This is a genomic window from Lentzea sp. NPDC036955 (genome assembly GCF_055608005.1).
In genome coordinates, this window is sequence record NZ_JBVJRC010000006.1 from 287,361 (window position 1) to 306,294 (window position 18,934).

Here is an 18,934-nt window from a genome sequence, read left to right on the forward strand (position 1 = left end):
TGGAGCTGGAGACGATGATGGCTGGGCACACCAGGCGAGTACGGGTCGAACACCGCTCCTTCGCGTTGAGCGCGGCGGTTCCCACTCCGAAGGAAGGCCTGCCCGTCCCTTTGCGCATCGCGCAGTTCGGCCGTGTCAGATTTTCAAAACACCTTGCTCTTGGCCTGCTTCAAGCATTCCTCGATGCGCCAGCGGGTTCCGGCGATCCAGGCCAGGTCCAGCAGCGTGCAGCGGCGCGGGCCGTAGCAGACGTAGTAGGCGATCTCGCCGGGATCGGTGATGCTGCGGCGGGCCAGTAACCACTGCCCGCGGCCCGGTTCCCACAACACGCGGATGGGCACCCGAGCCCAGTCGTACTCGCGCGGCCCGTGTGCCCCGGTGCTCACCGACAACCTGCGCCAGGCCTGCACCGGCAGCTGCGCGATCAGTTCGTCGGCGCGGGCCTGGCGGAAGTCGGTGGTGGACAACACGTCGTTGACTTTGGTGGCCAGCACGTGCGCCACGTCGCGCTGTTCAAGCCAGAACCGCAGGTACTTGACCTGCCCGTAGGCCTCGTCGGCGGTCACCCAGCCGAAAGGCACCTCGGCATCGAGCGTGCGCTCGCTTATCGCCATCGCCTGCCGCGGCTTGGTGGCGAACTCCACCTCGCCGGGGACGCCGGCCGCCCGGCACCGGTCCGGATCGGCGGTCCAGGATTCCGGCAGGTAGAGCTCTCGATCGATCAACGCGTGCCCCCGCGCCGAGGCGTAGGCCAGGAACACGCCCACCTGGCAGTTCTCCGTCCGGCCGGCGGTGCCCGAGTACTGCCGCTGCACCCCCGCCGAGCGATCGCCCTTCTTCAGGAATCCGGTGTCGTCAACGATCAGCACTCCGTCCGGGGCGCCCAGATTCTGCGCGACGTAGTCCCGCAGATCGTCACGGACACCATCGACGTCCCAGTCCATCCGCCGCAACGACCGCTGCATCCCATCCAGCGAGACTTCACCGGCCCGCTCGTCCAACGTCCAGCCGTTCCTGCGCTTCAACCCCGCGGTCAGACCCAGCACATACTCCCGCACCCGATCGCGCGGCTCCGACCTGACGAACCGGCCACCGATCCGATCATGCAACCGGCCCAGCTCCGCCACAGCGACATCGACCACCACGCATAACATGATCCATTGCGGAACACACAAGTGCCGTTGCAGTACTAGGGCGTGTCCTGCGGATCTTTCTCATGATCGTGTGCAGATGATGGTGTGTGGTCGGACGTGGTGAGCTGACGGACAAGGCCTGGGCGCGGATTGCGCCGTTGCTGCCCGCGCAGAGCGGGCAGCGCGGTGGCCGGTGGCGCAGCCACCGGCAGGTGATCAACGCGATCCTGTGGAAGGAACGCACCGGCGCTCCCTGGCGTGACTTGCCCGAACGCCATGGGCCGTGGAAGACCGCGCACGAACGGCTTCGGAAGTGGACCGCGGACGGCACGTGGGACCGGATTCTCGAGCACGTGATCGTCAAAGACGACTCACTCGGGACACTCGAAGACCATGTCGCGTTCGTGGTCAGCATCGACTCCACGAGTGTCCGGGCGCACCGGCACGCGGCGGGTGCCCGGAAAAAGGGGGCTGCGCGGACTGGATCGACGACCTCGCCGTCGACGGCGAATGCCTCGGACACTCCCGAGGCGGACTGACCACCAAGCTCCACCTGGCAGTCGACTCGGCCGGGTTGCCGCTGGCGGTGATCCTCACGCCCGGTCAGACCGGAGACAACCCGCAGCTGCTGCCACTGCTCGACGACATCTGCGACATCGATGTCGACGGGCAGCGGGTGCGGGTCGGGCGAGTGATCGCCGACAAGGCCTACGCGCACCCGAGCACCCGAACCGCGTTACGGCAACGGCGGATCAAGGCCACTATCCCGGAACGCGTCGACCAGATCGCTTACCACAAGGCCAAGGGCTCGGCCGGTGGCAGGCCACCGGCCTTCGACCCCGATCTCTACAAGATGCGCAACGTGGTCGAGCGCTGCTTCAACCGGCTCAAGCAGTTCTGCGGCCTGGCCACCAGGTTCGCGAAACGAGCCGCCTACCACCGCGCCGAGATCATCCTCGCCTGCATCGTCCTCCACCTCAGGTGAAGGTCCGCAGGACAGGCCAGATGATCGGCGGGCCGGCCGGGGTGCAGGCCAGGCGCAGACGCAGGCCCCAGGAGAACCGTGGATGCGACGAGCAGTGGCCGGCCCAGCTGGCCGGTTCGGAAGGTCTGGTGGTCTCGCAGGAGCGGCCGCATTTGACCGGGGCCGAGTCTGCAATCCAGGTCGCGTCGTCCACAGGTCGGTGTCGACGGCGAGCGGCCGGATGGCTTCGGCATGCAGCGGTGGAACCGCACGCGGGCGAGCAGTTCGCGCGTCCACGATCCCCGCTTTCCCGGTGCGGCCGCGGCACATCACAGGTCCTATTTCCACAGTGCGGCCACATGCGTGTTCAGGACCTCCGCCGCGTCCTGTGCGGTGAGGTGGCCGATGACCACGTGGGTGGTGAGGCCGTCCGCGATGGCCAGCAGCGCGCGAGCCGCGGCCGGCGGATCGGCCAGGCCGCTGCCGGTGGCCAGGCGGACGAGCAGGTCGTGCAGTGCCGCGTAGCTGTTCCTGAGGGGACGGGCGAGTGGCTCCTTGATGGAGGCCTGGGCGACGAACGCCAACCAGATTCGCGCCTGGGCCCGGTGTTCGTCGCGCAGCAGCGCGATCTCGTCGATCGCCTGCCCCAGGGAGGAGTCCGCGGTCAGACGTGCTCGCACGCGCTCGCCGACGTGCTCGACGGCGAACAGCAGCATCTCCTCCTTGGTGCGGAAACAGCGCTGAACGGCACCGAGTGAGACCTCGGCGCGAGCGGCGACGTCACGCATGCTCACCCCCTCGGGCCCGTGTTCGTCGGCGAGGAGGCAGACGGCTTCGGCGATCTGGCGGCGCCGGCTGTCGTAGTCCACCTGCTTGGGCATGCTCTCCTCTTTTCCGATACGGTTGTATCGATCTTATCGGATGGAGAACGTGATGATCAGGCAGGACGCCTTGTGGGCGAAGACGGCCGCGGCCCAGGCGGAATCGGTCCGGAGCGGCGAAATCTCCGCCGCCGAGCTCGTCGAGAGCCACCTCGACCGCATCGCCGAGGTCAACCCACGGGTCAACGCCGTTACGCAGCTGATGGCCGAGCGTGCGCGCGAGGCCGCGGAGCTCACGGACCGGCAGCGAGCGGCGGGGGAGACGCTCGGGCCGCTCGCCGGAGTGCCGTTCACGGTCAAGGAGTCCACCGCCGTGGAAGGGGTGCCGACCACGCTCGGGTTGCCGCGGTTCCGCGACCTGGTGGCGGCGGCCGACGCGCCCCCTGTCGCCCGGCTTCGCGCGGCCGGCGCGATCCCGATCGGCCACAGCAACATGCCAACCCTGGTACTGGCCGGCATGCACACCCGCAGCGAGCTGTTCGGCGACACCGTCAACCCGTGGGACCCCGGCCGCACCCCCGGTGGCACCAGCGGCGGAGACGGGGTCGCCGTCGCCACCGGCATGGCGGCGCTCGGTCTCGGCAACGACTCCGGCGGTTCGGTCCGCATCCCGGCCGCGTTCTGCGGGGTGGCAGCGCTGAAGCCGACCACCGGACGGTTCCCCTCCGACCACCGCATCCTCGGCGCGGACGACCCGGGACCGGCCTCGCAGCTGTTCGTCACCGACGGTCCGCTGGCGCGCACGGTCGCCGACCTGCGGCTGGCCTGCGAGGCACTGGCCGGGACCGACCCGCGCGACCCCCGTGCCGTGCCGGTTCCCCTGTACGGCGAGCCGCTGCGCGGACCGGTCAAGGTCGCCGTCGTCACCGATCCCGGAGGACAGGGCGTCCATCCGGACGTCGTTCGCGCCATCGCCGCGGCGGCCGACGCCCTGCGCGACGCCGGGTACGACGTGCGGGAGGTGGCGGACGTGCCGCGGCTGGCCCACGCGCTGGAGGCGTACGGCCGGATGACCGTGACCGAGTTCGCGCCGACCTGGCCGGTGGTGCGAACGCTGCTCGGCGAGGGCGGGGACCGCTACATCCAGATGGCCATGGACAAGACCCCGCCGGTGGACGCCGCGGAGCTTGCGAAGCTGATGGGAACATGGCTCGGCATCCGCCGCTCCTGGGCGGAGTTCCTCGACGAGCACCCGCTGCTGCTCGGACCCGTGTTCACCGAGCCGCCCGTCGAGCCGGGCCTGGAGTCGCGCGACGAAGCGGGACGCGAACGGGTCGCCCGCGCCCTGCGCCTGTGCGCGGTGACCAGCTTCGTCGGTGTTCCCGCCGTCGCCGTGCCGACCGGCGTCAGCGACGGGCTGCCGTCCGGCGTGCAGCTCATCGGGCGCGCGTTCCGGGAGGACCTGTGCCTGGCCGCGGCCGAGGCGGTCGAGAGCCGCCTCGGTGTGTTCACCCCGCTCGACCCACGCCCGTGAGCGAAGCGGCGGGTTGACGCATCCCTTCAAGAACGCCGAGAAGTGCCCGGAAATGGCATGGTGACCATGCAGCTCAACGTTCCCGTTCGACCGAGCCGTGACCACGCACTGTCCGTCATCGAGAACATCACCGACGACGACGTGACCAAGCCGCCGCCGTGCGCCGACTACGACGTCCGCGCCCTGCTACCTCGGAAAGCGTCACGCCGTGATGGTGTGGCGCTTTCGCGAGTCCGGGGTAGTGGTCGGGTGGTCATTCACGCTGGTCCACAGTCGAGAAGTGCGTGATCCGGTCCTCGAGCTCGCGCGCCTCCTGCTCGGCCAAGTGCACGGAGAGCACCTGTCGCACCGCCTCGTTCCGGAAGACCTTGCGGCGCGCGGCAATGCACGTCAAGCCGTCGAACGCGCATGGCGGCAACCGCACGTTGGTCTCCTGGTGAGTGCCCACGGCGACATCATCGCGGCCAGTTAGCCACAACGACTGGAACCCTTCCGGTGGGGCAGGTCAAGATGTCACCAATCCGTGCAGCAGACCCAGTGGTTCGGCGTCTCCGCTGACGTCACCCGGCAGCTAGTACACCACCGCGAAGACTCACCCTTCGGCGTGCCCGTGAGCACACTCAAGCTAAGGACACTCTGCTGATTTCTGTGGAGGCTGCGGCGAGCAGGTTCTCCACCTTGCGCACGGCGGTCGTGCGACGCTGCGTCCGGTAGAGATCGACTGCCCGGAGCCAGGCCTGTTCCGCCTCACGGACACGACCCCGGGCCCGCTCGGACTCGCCGAGCTGGGTCAGCACGCTCGCCTCGATGTAGTTGTGGCTGAGTCGGCGGCACAGTGCCAGCGCCTCCGTGCAGTACCGCACCGCATCCGCGTACGCGCCCGTGTGGTGGGCGAGAAAGCCGAGGCTCTTCAACGTGTGCAGGGCGCCGTCGAGGTGATCGTGGCGTCGGCACAGCTCAAGTGCGGCCTCGCAGTGCGCTTGTGCGAGCTCGTGGTTGCCCAGGTGTGCGTGGGTCCAGCCGATGCAGTTGAGCATGTCGGCTTCCCACTCAGGCTTGTCGAGTCTGCGGTAGTGCGCCAGCGCGCAGGTGGCGTGCAGTAGCGCCTGTTCGTGGTGGCCGTGCCGATCCTGCAGCCACGCCAACGAGTTGTGCGCGTGAGCTTCTTCCGTGAGGTCGCCTTGCCAGGCTGCCAGCTCCACTGCCTGCTCCAGATGTTCCGCCGCGGTGACGAGGTCGGTGACGCTGGCGCAGGCGTCGCCGAACGACCGGTGCGCGAGCACCTTTGCGGTGTCGTCGTCGAGACTGTGGATCTCGGCGAGTGCGACCCGCCACACGTCGACGGTGTCGTGGTGCTTGCCCGTACGCCACTGATACACACTGAGCAGACGGGCCAGCTGCCAGCTCGACGGCCCCGGAAGGCGCTGTATGGCAAGAAGACATGCGTACTCGTCTTCGTACCAGGACATGGCCGCCGTGATGCCGTCGTGCGATGCGCATCCGGCAGGTGCGGGTCCCGTGGCGAGCGGCGAGCGGTGCGGGTAGAGCCACCGGTCGGCGGCGATCGCGCTGTGCAGGTAGAAGTTGATTAGCCGCTGCAGCGCGGCGTCCCGGCCGGGCATGGGTTGCTCGCTCGCGTAAAGGTGGACGAGGTCGTGCATGCGGTAGCGGTCCGGGCCGGTGCGGGTGACGAGGTGCGCCGCCTCGAGCTCGGCGAGTGCCAGAGCGGCCTTCTCCGCCAGCAGCGCGTCGATTGCGGCGACACCCAGGTCCATCGAGGGCGCTGTCCCCAACAGGCCGAACAGGGTGGCGGCGGGTCCGCTGAGTGCCCGGTAGGACCAGGACAGCGTGGTCCGCAGGCTCAGGTCACCGGCGTCGAGCGCGTCGAGGCGAGTTTCGCGCAACTCGGTGGCGATCGACGCGAGGCTGAGGTTCGTGCGGACTGCAGCGCGGGCGGCGACGATGCCGAGCGCCAGCGGGAGGCCGCCGCAGTGCCGCACGATGTCCGTTATCGATTCGGGTTCGTGAGCGCCCAGCCGTGCGGTCAACAGGTCGCGGGCCTCGTCGTCTGGCAGCACGTCCAGTGGCATCGACACCGCGCTGTGTGCCGCGATCAAGCCGGTCAGCGGGTGTCGGCTGGTGATCAGCGTGCGGCACGTCTCAGCGCCCGGCACCAGCGGCACGACCTGCTCGGTGTTCGCCGCATTGTCCAGCACCACCAGCATCTTCCTGCCTGCGACCGCGGTGCGGTAGAGGCCGGCGAGCGCGTCCACGTCGCCGGGCAAGCTGTCCGGCGGCATGCCCAGTGACGTGAGGAAACGGCGCAGTACCATCGCCGGATCGACCGGCTCGGTCGTGGGGTCGAAGCCGCGCAGGTTGACGTAAAGCTGACCGTCCGGATAGGACTCCGCGTGTCGGTGTGCCCAGTGCAGCGCGAGCCACGTCTTGCCGATGCCGCCCGCGCCGCGGATCGCGGAGATCAAGACGGTGTGCTCGCCCGCATCGGTCAACGCGTCCAGTTCGCGCGCCCGGCCGACGAAGTGCCTTGGCGCCAATGGAAGCTGCCGCGGGATGGCCCGCGTGGGCAGCTCGCCGGGGGAGAGCAACCGCTGGTGCAGCTTCCGCAGCTGACTGCTGGGGTCGATGCCGAGCTCGTCGGCCAGATGCCGCCGCACCGTCTCGTAGCGCGTGAGCGCCTGAGCCTGCTGCCCGCTGCGCGCCAGTGCGTCGATCAGCTGGTGCGCGACGCGTTCGTCGAACGGGCGTTCGGCGGCGAGCACGGTCAACGGGGCCACTAGCTCGGCGTGCCGGTCGAGCCGAAACCGGACGTCGTGTTCGTCCAGCCGCGCGGCCAGGCGCTCGTCTGCCAGCGTCTCGCGCACCTCGTCCGCCCACGGTGATTCCACGCCCACCAGCGCGTCATTTGTCCACAACCCGAGGGCCTCACCCAGTACCTCGCCACGCTTGTTGTCGTCCGTGAGCGTGGTGGACCGCGCGACGAGGTCGCGAAAGCGGTGCAGATCGACGCTGTCCTGGTCGGCCTCCAGCACGTACCCGCCCGAGCGCCGAGCGATGCGGGCGTTCTCCGCGCCGGCGAGCGCCGCCCGTAGTCGAGAGAGGTAGCTGTACATCGCGTCCTTGGGCCTGCGCGGCAGCTCCTCGCCCCATATCCGCTCGGCGAGCGTGTCGGCCGACACCACCCGGTTCACGTCGAGCAGCAGTACGGCGAGCACGGTGCGCACCCGTGCGTGCCTGAGCAGGACCGGCTGACCGGCCACTGTCACGCCTACTTCCCCGAGCAGCTGAAATCGTGCTCTCACGATGTTGTGCCTCCCCTGCCGACGTGTCTACAGACTCGTGCCAGGTCCGTGCAAGGTCTGATGGGCACTGTCTTCCCTGGCAGCTATGGGCGTCTGAGGGGGACACCCAGTGGGCCTGGGGATGAGATGCACACCGAAAGAAGATGTGTCGTTGGCGCGCGCCGTTGGCTGGTGGCCTTTCGCGAACGACCCGCCGTCGCCGACGCGGGACCGCGAGGTGCCTCGGAAGTAAACCGGCGACGGCGTCTCGGCAATCGATCAGTACGGGTGGTCCAGCGGTGCGGTACCAGTCGGCTGCTGGGCACCCCGTCCAAGATCTCGGACTGGCCGATCAGGGACTACCGGGGGAAACGATGAAAAGACCGATGCTGCGGGCGGCCGTTCAGGTCGTGCTCGCCTTGCTGCTCGCGACACTGCTTCCACCGCTGGCGGCCGCGGGAGTCCGAAGCCCGGCCGCGCCGGCACAGAGCTCACCTGACGAACTGCTCGGCCAGGGGTGGCAGGGGTCGCGTGACCGCCTATGGACGACCACCGGCGACGCGACAGGGTTTCACGTCCTCGTTGCCGAGGCCAGCACCGGGTACACGTGGCGCACCGCCGCCACGCTGACCAGGCCAGGCGTCGAAGCCGACCAGTGGATCGGCAACGCGTGCGTGACCGTCTCCGGGCGCAACCTCGTCGTGGTGTACGCGCCGCGGTCATTCACCAACAAGGGAGACCTCTTCGACCGAGGTGGCTTCACCTCGGTCGTCGACCTCACCACGGGCCAGACGCGGCACCTCGCTGTGCGGACCTCGCTCGCCTACTTCAACCCCGGCTGCGGACACGGCGAGTCCGCCGTGCTGACCCAGGGAGGCGATGACGACCTGGGCAAAACAGGGTTGATCACCCTCGACGCCGCGACCGGCGCTCTGACCAAGCGCATCGAGGTGCCCGGCCAGCTCACCTCGGCGGTGCCGACGAGCGAGGGGATCGTCGGCGCCGACCGCGACGCCGTCGTCCGGGTTGCGCGCGACGGCGTGCGAACAGTGCTCGCGGACAGCGCCGGCGTGCCGTTCGGGCTCATGACCGACCGCGCGGGCGGCCTGGTGTTCATGGACCGGACCGCGAACGAGGTGCGGGTGCGCCGGGCCGCGGCGGTCGGCAAGCCGGGGACCAAACCCGCCGTCGCGATGCTCGCCAGGGGCAAACCCGGCGAGCTCGGTGTCGCGGCCAGCGCGGATCGCAAGGTCGTCATCACCGGCACGGCGGTGGAGACGAAGACGCTGCCGCCGTCAGTGGTGAAACCGGACGTGCCGTTGCACGCCCAGCCGTCCACCACGGGCGAGGCCGCGGTGACCGCGGTGGCACCGGCCGGCAAGGCGGATCCCCGGCTGCGGGCGGTTGACCCGGCCGAGGCGCAGCCCGTGCGGATCGAGGGCAAGAGCATCAAGACCGGCAAGGCGCTGACGTTCGACGTCATCCCGGCGAGCCCGGAAGGTGCCGCCTCCGCCACCACCGGTGAGATGTCGGCCCAAGACAGTCCCGACGACGCCGGCCGGTACTGCGCGGTGCCGCGTAACGACCCGAACACCCAGGTGTACCAGCCGAAACCCAAGCAGGTGGAGTGGGCGGCGAACATGGCGGTCAAGGGACACCTGACGGTGCAGCGACCGGCGAACTGGCGAAGCAACGGCCTCGGCGCCTACACGCCGCAGGGCATGTTCCCGTCGATCCCGTTGAAGAACACCACCAACGGCCAGGTGCCCGCGCAGGTCCTGCTCGGCGTCCTCGGCCAGGAGTCCAACCTGTGGCAGGCGACGAGGCTCGCCTACCCCGGTGAAACCGGGAATCCGTTGGTCGGCAACTACTACGGCACCGACATCTACAACAAGCTGCCCAACGGCCAGCCGGACACCTCGGACGACTGGGACATCCGGTGGAACAAGGCGGACTGCGGCTACGGCGTCTCCCAGATGACTGACGGCATGCGCCTCGCGGGCCACGAGAAGCCCGGCGAGACGTCGTTGCCGTGGCACCAGCAGAAGGCGATCGCGACCGACTACGCGGCAAACCTGGCCGCCGGCCTGCAGGTGCTGCAGAAGAAGTGGAACGAGCTGCAGGACGCGGGCATCAAGGTCAACAACAACGACCCGGCCCGGATCGAGAACTGGTTCCTCGCGACGTGGGCGTACAACTCCGGCTACCACCAGCCCGGTGAACCGGGCTCGGCAGGCGCCCACGGGCTCGGCTGGCAGAACAACCCGGCGAACCCGAAGTACAACCCGTGGCGGGAGAACTTCGGCAAGTACCCGACCGACTTCGCCACGCCGCAGCGCTGGCCGTACCCGGAGAAGGTGCTCGGGTTCGCGTCGTTCCCGCCGTCCGGATTCGAAGCGCCCGGTGTCGAGGTGCCGTTCTTCCGGCCCGCGTGGTGGAACTCCGACGAGGCCCGTACCGCGGCGCGGCCGAAGACGAACACGTTCTGCACCGTCACCGCCAACGAATGCTGGTTCGGCAACAACTCACACGTGCCGGACTACCCAGGCGATCCCGGTACCGGCAACGGCAACGTCGTCGGTGAGCCCGCCGGGCCGTGCGCGCACAAGAACGGCCCGTACTACGACCTGAAATGCTGGTGGCACGATTCGGTGACCTGGAGGGAGAACTGCGCGCGCGACTGCGGTAACGAGTTCATCCGCTACGACTACCCGCAGTACGCCGCGGAGCCGGACAACGGAGCCAGCTTCCCGCCGAACTGCGCAACCGCCGGACTGCCCGCCGGGGCGCTGGTCATCGACGACGTCGGTGGCGACGTACCCGCGGTGCGCGGACCATGCGCGCGTCCGGCGAACGCGGGATCGTTCGACCTCGGCTTCGGCTCTGACTCCGCGCGGATCGACCTGCACCAGCTCGGTGGCGGGTTCGGCGCGCACTTCTGGTTCTCGCACACCAACAAGACCAAAACGGCGCTGGCCACCCGGCTGAACGTCACCGGCACGTGGACGCTCGACCGGGCCATCAACGGCTGGGCACGGGTGCTCGTGCACATCCCGGACCACGCGGCGCACACCCGGCAGGCGCGGTACGAGATCGACCTCGGCAACGGCGGAACGCGGTTCCGCACGGTGCCGACGCGGTTGCTCGCGCACAAATGGGTGTCGCTGGGTTCGTTCCCGTTCGCGGGCACGCCGAAGGTGCGGCTGAGCAACCAGACCTCGGACGGGGCCGGCGTGGAGGACGTGGCCTGGGACGCGATCGCGGTGGTGCCGTTGCCCGGCAAGCCCAAGCAGATCATCGCCTCACTCGGTGACTCCTACGCCTCCGGCGAGGGTGCCTCGGCACCACACGGCGTGGACTACTACCGGGAGACCGACCTCGACGGCAAGGGCGGCGAGTGGCGAGCGGCCTGCCACCGTTCCACGAAGTCGTGGTCGCGCACGATGACGCTCGCCGACTCCGCAACACCGGTCGGCGTGCGGGCCGACAACCTGGATCCGGCGGTGGACCACCGCATGGTCGCGTGCTCCGGCGCGCGCACCAAGAACCTGTTGTCCGCCGAGGGTCCCACCGATGCCTGGAACAAGCGGGGTGAGACGTCCTACCACGAGGTCGCGCAGCTGGACTCCGGCTGGGTGGACGAGGACACCACGCTGGTGACGCTGTCCGTCGGCGGCAACGACGCGCGGTTCGCGGACGTGCTCAAGCACTGCATGTACGGCTCGGGCGCGCAGGACTGCCAGCACACCACGATGAGCGGTGATCCGGAGCCGCTGGGCGCCTTCCAGCCCAAGGTGATGGCGGACCCCATGCGCCGGTCGGTCGAGACCGTGCTGGAGCAGATCAAGCTGAAGGCGCCCCACGCGAAGATCGTGCTTACCGGCTATCCGTTGCTGTTCTCCAAGACCGACGTATGCATCGTCGGTATCGGCAACGAGGAGTCGCTCTGGCTCAACGACATGGGCCGAAAGCTGAACGAGCAGTTGGAGGCCGCGGTGCGCAACTCGGCGAGCCGAGGTGTCAACGTGAGATTCAGCAATCCCCAGCAGGACTTCATGGGCAAGGGGCTGTGCGGCGCGCCGGAGAACATCCACGGCGTCGTCACCGACCTCACACCCGGTGACAACCCGGAGTTCGAGTACTGGCCGGGCAAGGGAATCGTGTCCGCGCAGGGGCTCCACCCCACGATCGAAGGCGCGGCGCTCTACGCGCAGATCGTCACCCGCACACTGCGCGAGTTCGGTATCTGACTGGAGGAAAAGTGTTTTCAACCAAGAAGATCGGCGCCGTGATCGCGGCGACCGCGATGTCCGTCGGCCTGCTCACCGTCCCCGCGAGCGCCGAGGCGAGCAGGGCGTGTCGCAACATCGGCAACGGTGACCTGTGCGTCGAGGTGGTCGCGTTCTACTCGATCGCCAGGGTGAGCTACCACAAGACCGCGGGTGCGCCGTACACCGGCGAGCTCGTGCTGTGGGACCGCTACGGCTGGCAGCGAGCCGGTAGCACGGCCACCTGGTACGTGGGTTCGTACTACTCGCAGGAGTTCCACACCGAGTTCATGCACTCCTGCATCACCGCGGGCATCCACGTGCCACCCGCCGGCGACAACATCTGGGGCGGCCAGCTCTGCTTCTGACCGACCGGTCGACTGGGGGAGAGGCAGAACATGAGAACAAGCCTGTGGTTCGTCACCGCAGCGGCATTGATCATCACCGGCCTGACGGCTGTCCCGGCGCAGGCGCAGACGTCGCAGTTCTTCCGCAACCAGAAGACCGGCTTGTACGTGGACGACAACTTCCAGGACGGCCTGCGCGCGTTTCCCTTCAACGGTGGCGTCTGCCAGAAATGGGATCCCAAGAGTGGTCCGACAACACCTGGCAGCTGAAGAGCCACGCCACCGGCCGTTGCATCGACGACAGCATCGAGTATGGACTGCGTGGCTACCCGTGCAACCAGTCGAAGTACCAGAGCTGGTACTGGCGAATTTGGCCGGCGGAACCCATGAGTTCAAGAACCAGCAGTCGGTCGCTGCATCGACAACTCCGGGGGGCTGACGGCCCTCCGGTGTACCGCGTCCGAGTCGCAGAGCTGGTCATGACGCGGCGCGAACGAAGGGGGATGACGAGCAGCGAGAAGAACTGGGGGAGGACAGCGCTGTGTGCGCTGTCCTCCGCTGGTGCTGGTGCCCACGCAGGCCGAACCGGTGGCGATGCCCACGAAGGAGTCGTCGAGTGTCACGCCCGCCGAACGGGACGAGGTGCTCGGCATAGTGATGGCAGGCCTCTGGCGACCGGTTGTGGAACACGACGGGTGACTCGGATGGTCTGCGCCGCTGGTGGCCGAGGCGAAGACCGGTTGCACGTGCCGTACCGCCGCGACGTTGAGCCAGGAAGGTCGACGAACTCACCCAGCAGGCTGGGCATCTATCGCTGGGCCGAGCCGAGACTGGGTGGCGAGGGGTACTTGACGGCACATGCAGGCAACCGTTGTGCTCGGTCTGCTCGCCGATCCCGGACTGGCGACTGACATCGTGGAAGCCCTGGCCGGGCATCTGCCGCGGCGGTTGAGCTGCGACGTGGACGGTGGCGTCGAGTGACGGGTGGTGCCTGTGTGCGACCAGTTCGCCGCCGACGAGCACGGCTCGGTGCGGCACGTCGCGCAGGCGGTGCGGGACCAGGTCGTGGACGAGCGTTGCGACCTGTGGGTGTGCCTGACGGACCTGCCGCGCAGGGACGGCACCGATCCGGTGGTCGCGGATGCCAGTGCCGACGACGGCCTCGCTGTGGCGTCGCTCCCAGCACTGGGCAGCTGGGCCTGCGCCGCAAGACCGGTGATGTCGTCAGTGCCGTCGTTGCCGAGCTCAGGGATCATGAGGTCTGATGAAGCGGCGTGCGCGGCGGGTGGACTCGCCGACCGACGACATCGGTGTGCGGTTGTGGCACCTGGTCTACGCGGCCGGTTGCGGATGTCCGCGGGCGTGGTCAGGGCGAACCGGCCGTGGCGGCTCGCGATGGGCATGTCCAGCATGCTCGTGGCCGCCTTCGGCACGGGGCCTACACGTTGATCGGCCCAACCGTGTGGATGCTCGGCGCGCAGTCGAGCGTGGTGAGGCTGGTGGCGGCGATGCTGCTGTCGATCACCGCCATGGTGACGTGGCTGGTTGTCACGCACGACCTGTGGGAGCGGCCGTCCGACACGAAGGAGAAGGCGCGGGCGCGGCTGTACAACCTCACGACGGTGGTCATGCTGGTGCTGGGGGATCTCCAGGTTGTACGTGGCGTTGTTCCTGGTGGTGCTCGGCGCGGTGGTGTTGGTGCTCGAACCGTCCGTGCTGGCGCAGCAGATCGCTCACTCTCCGGCCGTGCGCGACTACCTGGGCCTGGCGTGGCTCGCCGCGACGGTGGCAGGGGCGCTCGGTGCTCGCCTGGAGAGCGACGAGGCGGTGCGCAACGCCGCATTCGGTCATCGCCAGCAGGAGCGCCGCGAGAACCTCCAGAAGTGACCCCACGGGACCACTGTCCGCTGTGGAGCTCCGCCTCGTGGACCGAAGCGTCGCACGCGTGCGGTGCGGAAGCGTTCTCACACCTCAGCCGCTGGGAGCCGCAGAGCCAGGAACGACCAGGCCGCTCTCGTAGGCCACGACCACAGCCTGAGCGCGGGTGGTCAGGTTCAACTTCCGCATCGTGTGCTTCACGTGCGTCTTCACCGTCGCTTCGCTGATGGCGAGCTGGTCCGCGATCTCCTCGTTGGTCGATCCGGTCCCGAGCAGCCGCAGGATCTCGGTCTCTCGTGGCGTCAGTTCCAGCAGCCGGGTGTTCGCCTGGAGTTCGACGCGGTGACGTTGTGCGTAGGTCTGGATCAGCCGCAGGGTGATGGCCGGCGAGATCAGCATCTCTCCTACCGCGACCGTGCGCACCGCCGCGATGATCCGATCGGGAGGTGTGTCCTTCATGATGAACCCGGCGGCTCCGTCGGTCAGCGCCGTGTAGACGTACTCGGGGATGTCGAAGGTGGTCAACACGACGACCTGGGTCTCCGGGCGCATCGCGAGGATGCGCCGGGTGGCGCTGAGTCCGTCCATGACCGGCATCTTGATGTCCATGAGCACCACGTCGGGCGTCAGATCGGCGACCAACGCCACGGCGCGCTCACCGTCTGACGCCTCGCCGACGGGTTCGATGCCGGGTGCGGCGTTGAGCAACGCCATGAGAGCGTGGCGAACGAGGTACTGGTCGTCGACCACCAGGACGCGGATTGCCATGACATCTCTCCAGCACGTGCATTCGGTCGGCGGTCGAAATCAGGCCTCGTCAGGAATCGGCAGGCGCAACACGACCTGGAACCCTCGGGGAGAGCGGTGTCCGGCGTCCAGGATGCCACCGTAGAGTTCGGCGCGCTCACGCATCCCCCGGATGCCGTGCGATTTCGCCTTGGCGCCGGAAGGTCTCGGCGCGCCGTCATCGGTGATGGTCAACAACAGTTCGTGCGCACGGTAGTCGAGCACCACCTCCACAGCTGCAGGACCCGCGTGCTTGAGGACGTTGGTCAAGGATTCCTGCGCGACGCGGTAGGCACAGAGGTCCTGCCCGGAAGGCAAGGCGCGCGGTGTTCCCCGGACCACGAGTTCGACGGCGAGACCGGCGTCGCGCGTGCGGTTCACCAAACCGGGGAGAGTGTCGAGGCCAGGACTCGCCAGTTGCACGTCGGGAAATTCTGTTTCGTTCTCCACCCGCAGCACGTCGAGCAACCTGCGCATCTCGGTCAAGCCCTGCCGGCAGGACTCGGAGACGGTTGAGATCGCGGTACGCGCGGTGGCGGGATCGGACGCGATGGTGTACTCGGCCACCCCGGTCTGCAAGGAGATCACAGACATGTGGTGCGCGACGATGTCGTGCAACTCCCGTGCGATCCGCACTCGCTCGTCGGCGGCCGCGCGACCTGCTCGCTCAGCTGCTTCCTCGGCACGCCTGGCCCATTTCTTGGAACTCTCGCCGAGTATCCAGGCAACGAACAAGACCAGGACGGTCTGCACGGCTTCCGACCATTTCAGCGTCGCCTCCCCGACGTATTCGGGCACCAGCAGGCATAGTGCCGAGGTCACTGCCATGACCGCGGCGGTCCGTGAGCTGCGCACGTTGGCGACGGTGAACACGCCGACGAGCACACCCAGCCCCATGTTGCCCAGGACGCCATGACCGAAGAACGTGTAGGCGACCGTCGAACCGAGAATCATGCACAACGACGTCACCGGCGCGATGTGACGGATCACCATCGGCGCCACTGTGAGCGCGGCGAGCGACAAATCCGCAGGTGTGAGATCGGCGCCGAAATGTTCCACTTGATTGGCCAGGGTGAGGACCGTGGCAACCAGGGCGAGAAGAAGGTCTGCCCACGCCGGTCGGAGAAGCTTGCGCACCGGCGGGACGCTACCACGGGATTCTTGTTCGGAAACACAAGAGATCCGCTCTACCACCAGAGGGGTAGGACGGACGACCAAAAAGGATGACGACATCGCGTGAATGCGTTCTTACGGTGATGTCATGAGTACGAAAACGAGCGCCTTGGTGGCGCTGCTTGCAATATCGTTTGTGGCCGGATGTTCACCGGCCGGTGCCGAGCACGACACGGACGACGCGGTTCAGGCCTCTTTGCAGAAAGACGCCGACGCACTGGTGGCGAAAGGTGCCCCCGGCGTTCTGACCGAACTGCGCACGCCCGGCGGTGCGGTGAAGGTCCGCAGCGGAGCAGGCGACACCGACGCGAAGACACCGGTGCCGTGGGACTCCCACTTCCGCATCGCGAGCTTCAGCAAGACCTTCGTGGCGACCACGCTGCTCCAGCTCGTCGGCGAACGCCGCCTGTCACTCGACGACACCGTCGAGAAGTGGCTGCCCGGAGTCGTGACCGGCAGTGGGAACGACGGCAGCAGGATCACCGTTCGTCAGCTGCTCCAGCACACCAGCGGCATTCCCGAGTACATCGCCAGCGTGCCCGTGTTCACCGATGACGACTTCCGGCAGCACCGGTTCGACAAGCACTCCCCGGCGGACCTCGTGGCCCTCGCGATGCGTCAGACACCGACCTTCGCGCCCGGCGCCGGCTGGAGCTACTCCAACACCAACTACGTGCTGGCCGGAATGATCATCGGCAAGGTGACCGGCCAGGACTGGCGCACCGCCGTCGACGAGCGGATCGTCCAGCGCCTGGGATTGCGGAACACGTCGGCCCCCGGTCACTCGACTGCGCTGCCGCACCCCCACGCGACCGCGTACGAGCGCTTCCCGGAAAACGTCACAGCGGATCCGTTGCGCTTCGGAAAGCCCGTCGACGTCACCGAGCTCAACCCGTCCTATGCCGAAGCGGCGGGAGAGCTGGTCAGCACCACCAACGACGCGCTCGTATTCCTGCGAGCCCTGATCTCGGGCGAACTCCTCGCTCCCGCGGAGCTGGCCGAGATGCAGAAGACGGTGCCGGCGCCGAGCCTGCAGTCGGTGTGGCCGGAAGCCCGGTACGGACTGGGCATCGCCTGGATTCCCACCGCGTGCGGCGGATTCTGGTCGCACGCAGGTGACATCCAGGGCTTCCAGACCCGCAACGGGATCACGCCCGACGGCAAGCGCAGCGTCATCGTCTCGATGAACACCGACTCGGTGATCCCGGTGGAGTCGTCCACCCCGCCGACGCCGCTCGAGGACCCGTCCTTCGACCTGGTCAAGAACGCGCTCTGCGAGCGCCGCTAGCACGGCGTGCCGGCTCAGCTGAACTGATCACTGAAGCTTGCTCCCGTGCCATGTGGACGGGCCTGTCCAAGATTTGTGCGGACCGATGACGCGTTCGACTTCTGGCAGCCCTGACAACGACATCGCCGTCGTTGTTCTGGGCCTGCGGTTGGCTGGTGGCATCTGCGAACCGGCGGACTTCTGGGTCGGCTTGATCGCGGCACGCAGTGAGGACGGGGACCTCGCAGTCAGCGCCGTCCTCGGTTGGATTGGGCTGATCGTGCCGTGCTGGCCGCGTTGGTCCGCCAGTTACCGGTGTGGCTGCGAGAGCACCGGTTGATGTCCGGGCACCGCGCTGCGGTGGCATCGACGGTTGGTCGCGAAGAAGTGGGCCTACCCGAACCCGGCTGGGCGAGTGCGGGTCGATAACAACGTGGTTGGATTCCGATCAGCGAACGCTGGTGTGGCACGATGGTCTTGCCGCACGCGGCAAAGCTGAACCCAAACGCCCGAACGGCGTAGATCCCATTGTTCCATTTTGGCATGGAATAACCGGGCCGCCACCAGAACTGGTTTCACTGACGCGTCAAGAGGTTCCAGCGCCTGGTCGACGTCGCCGCACTGATACGACTGGTCATCTCGCCGCTCGCGGACCGGCGTCGTTGCCCTGATCGCCAATCCGACGCCTTGCCGTCCGACCCCGTCCTGGGAGCGCTACCGCCGGGCCTGACCGAAGCTGAAGTGAGCCACCGATGGACACATTGTTATTCGGACAGTTGCAATATCCGGCTGTGCCATCGCGCTGGGTGAGTTGGAGATGCACACCCGGATGGCTTTGGTGCCCGACACCTGGGAGGACCCGCATCTGATCCCGCTGACCGAGCTGCGGGAGAACCCCGCCGAAGACTCCGCGCTCGCAGTCGGTGCGCGGTGAGCGGGCGCGGCAGCAGCAGACGCGGCACCCCGGCCGTGGCCCGTCGGCCCCTGCTCGGCACCGCCGGGTGTGCAGGACGGCACCGAGGACGGTTGCGCGGGGTTCTTCCGCGGCGAGGGTGGGCGTGAGTACCGGTTCGACTTCAGTCGTTGTCCACTGCCGGGCTGGTACAGGCTGATGGCCGCAGCCATGGCACAGCGGGTCGGCCTCGCCGGTGGCCTGCGCACTCAGCAGTCGGCGCGCGTGTGCTGGCGGAACCACGCGGGGTGCTCGGGCGCGCCGCCCTTCGACGCCACCACCGCGTAGCTGCCGTCGTGCTCCACGCGCATGACGGGCATGCAGCGCAGCTGGCCGCTCTTGGCACCACGCACGGTCAGGAGGACGATGGGCCGGTCGAAGATCAGGACGCCCTCGGTGGTCCCGGTCTCCGGGATCTGCTTGGTCTGGTTCTGCACCCAGTCGTCTGGGCTGAGCGCCACGGTGTCGTCTGCCCTGCAATGATCAACATCGTACGGGCCGCGAATGTTCCC

16 protein-coding genes and 2 pseudogenes are annotated in these 18,934 nt (G+C 68.0%); 10 read left to right on the forward strand and 8 right to left on the reverse strand.

Annotated elements, in window-relative coordinates; all coding sequences use genetic code 11:
* Positions 1-152: 152 nt before the first annotated feature.
* Positions 153-1,145: pseudogene (locus ACZ7CF_RS22040) on the reverse strand (IS701 family transposase); the annotation flags it as partial.
* 95 nt (positions 1,146-1,240) lie between these two features.
* Between ACZ7CF_RS22040 and ACZ7CF_RS22045 the strand changes: the two are divergent.
* Positions 1,241-2,118 (forward strand): annotated as a pseudogene (locus ACZ7CF_RS22045) (IS5 family transposase).
* Between the two features lie 317 nt (positions 2,119-2,435).
* Here ACZ7CF_RS22045 and ACZ7CF_RS22050 read toward each other — a convergent pair.
* The gene (locus ACZ7CF_RS22050) at positions 2,436-2,978 is read right to left on the reverse strand and encodes a TetR/AcrR family transcriptional regulator (RefSeq protein ID WP_470370432.1); all 543 of its coding nucleotides are present in this window, start codon (positions 2,976-2,978) and stop codon (positions 2,436-2,438) included.
* A gap of 52 nt (positions 2,979-3,030) precedes the next feature.
* On the opposite strand from ACZ7CF_RS22050, the gene ACZ7CF_RS22055 reads away from it, so the two are divergent.
* Positions 3,031-4,452 carry an amidase gene (locus ACZ7CF_RS22055; RefSeq protein ID WP_470370433.1) on the forward strand — a complete coding sequence of 474 codons (1,422 nt, stop codon included), beginning with the start codon at positions 3,031-3,033 and terminating at the stop codon, positions 4,450-4,452.
* A 253-nt stretch (positions 4,453-4,705) separates the two neighbouring features.
* On the opposite strand, the gene ACZ7CF_RS22060 is transcribed toward ACZ7CF_RS22055, so the two are convergent.
* Together ACZ7CF_RS22060 and ACZ7CF_RS22065 are read right to left on the reverse strand one after the other, a co-directional pair.
* The gene (locus tag ACZ7CF_RS22060) at positions 4,706-4,900 is read right to left on the reverse strand and encodes a hypothetical protein (protein ID WP_470370434.1); all 195 of its coding nucleotides are present in this window, start codon (positions 4,898-4,900) and stop codon (positions 4,706-4,708) included.
* 172 nt (positions 4,901-5,072) lie between these two features.
* On the reverse strand, positions 5,073-7,694 hold the full coding sequence (locus tag ACZ7CF_RS22065) for an AfsR/SARP family transcriptional regulator (protein ID WP_470370435.1): 2,622 nt from the start codon (positions 7,692-7,694) through the stop codon (positions 5,073-5,075).
* A gap of 431 nt (positions 7,695-8,125) precedes the next feature.
* Between ACZ7CF_RS22065 and ACZ7CF_RS22070 the strand changes: the two genes are divergently transcribed.
* The 6 genes from ACZ7CF_RS22070 to ACZ7CF_RS22095 all read left to right on the forward strand — a co-directional run bounded on the left by ACZ7CF_RS22070 (position 8,126) and on the right by ACZ7CF_RS22095 (position 13,815).
* Complete coding sequence (locus ACZ7CF_RS22070) at positions 8,126-12,001, forward strand: GDSL-type esterase/lipase family protein (protein WP_470370436.1); 3,876 nt, start codon at positions 8,126-8,128, stop codon at positions 11,999-12,001.
* A gap of 11 nt (positions 12,002-12,012) precedes the next feature.
* Entirely contained in the window at positions 12,013-12,387 is a 375-nt protein-coding gene (locus tag ACZ7CF_RS22075; RefSeq protein ID WP_458431799.1) for a hypothetical protein, read from the forward strand.
* A 30-nt stretch (positions 12,388-12,417) separates the two neighbouring features.
* On the forward strand, positions 12,418-12,636 hold the full coding sequence (locus ACZ7CF_RS22080; RefSeq protein ID WP_458431800.1) for a hypothetical protein: 219 nt from the start codon (positions 12,418-12,420) through the stop codon (positions 12,634-12,636).
* Positions 12,637-12,909: 273 nt separating this feature from the next.
* Positions 12,910-13,065 (forward strand): hypothetical protein, encoded by a 156-nt coding sequence (locus tag ACZ7CF_RS22085; protein WP_458431801.1) that lies wholly within the window; start codon positions 12,910-12,912, stop codon positions 13,063-13,065.
* Between the two features lie 159 nt (positions 13,066-13,224).
* Positions 13,225-13,347, forward strand: a complete 123-nt coding sequence (locus tag ACZ7CF_RS22090) for a hypothetical protein (protein ID WP_470370437.1) — start codon at positions 13,225-13,227, stop codon at positions 13,345-13,347.
* A 12-nt stretch (positions 13,348-13,359) separates the two neighbouring features.
* Positions 13,360-13,815, forward strand: a complete 456-nt coding sequence (locus tag ACZ7CF_RS22095; protein WP_470370438.1) for a hypothetical protein — start codon at positions 13,360-13,362, stop codon at positions 13,813-13,815.
* Here the strand turns inward: ACZ7CF_RS22095 and ACZ7CF_RS22100 are convergent.
* Complete coding sequence (locus tag ACZ7CF_RS22100) at positions 13,805-13,996, reverse strand: hypothetical protein (protein WP_470370439.1); 192 nt, start codon at positions 13,994-13,996, stop codon at positions 13,805-13,807. The genes ACZ7CF_RS22095 and ACZ7CF_RS22100 overlap by 11 nt on opposite strands.
* Positions 13,997-14,025: 29 nt before the next feature.
* Between ACZ7CF_RS22100 and ACZ7CF_RS22105 the strand changes: the two genes are divergently transcribed.
* Complete coding sequence (locus ACZ7CF_RS22105) at positions 14,026-14,253, forward strand: hypothetical protein (RefSeq protein WP_470370440.1); 228 nt, start codon at positions 14,026-14,028, stop codon at positions 14,251-14,253.
* 84 nt (positions 14,254-14,337) lie between these two features.
* Here the strand turns inward: ACZ7CF_RS22105 and ACZ7CF_RS22110 are convergent, their stop codons facing one another.
* Positions 14,338-15,012: a response regulator gene (locus ACZ7CF_RS22110; protein ID WP_458431805.1), complete on the reverse strand. Its 675-nt coding sequence runs from the start codon at positions 15,010-15,012 to the stop codon at positions 14,338-14,340.
* 39 nt (positions 15,013-15,051) lie between these two features.
* A complete protein-coding gene (locus ACZ7CF_RS22115) occupies positions 15,052-16,167 on the reverse strand; it encodes a sensor histidine kinase (RefSeq protein WP_470370441.1) in 1,116 nt (371 codons plus the stop codon).
* 124 nt (positions 16,168-16,291) lie between these two features.
* Between ACZ7CF_RS22115 and ACZ7CF_RS22120 the strand changes: the two genes are divergently transcribed.
* Positions 16,292-17,491, forward strand: a complete 1,200-nt coding sequence (locus tag ACZ7CF_RS22120; protein WP_470370442.1) for a serine hydrolase domain-containing protein — start codon at positions 16,292-16,294, stop codon at positions 17,489-17,491.
* A gap of 1,140 nt (positions 17,492-18,631) precedes the next feature.
* Here the strand turns inward: ACZ7CF_RS22120 and ACZ7CF_RS22125 are convergent.
* Positions 18,632-18,883: a nitroreductase/quinone reductase family protein gene (locus tag ACZ7CF_RS22125; RefSeq protein WP_470370443.1), complete on the reverse strand. Its 252-nt coding sequence runs from the start codon at positions 18,881-18,883 to the stop codon at positions 18,632-18,634.
* Between the last annotated feature and the right edge of the window lie 51 nt (positions 18,884-18,934).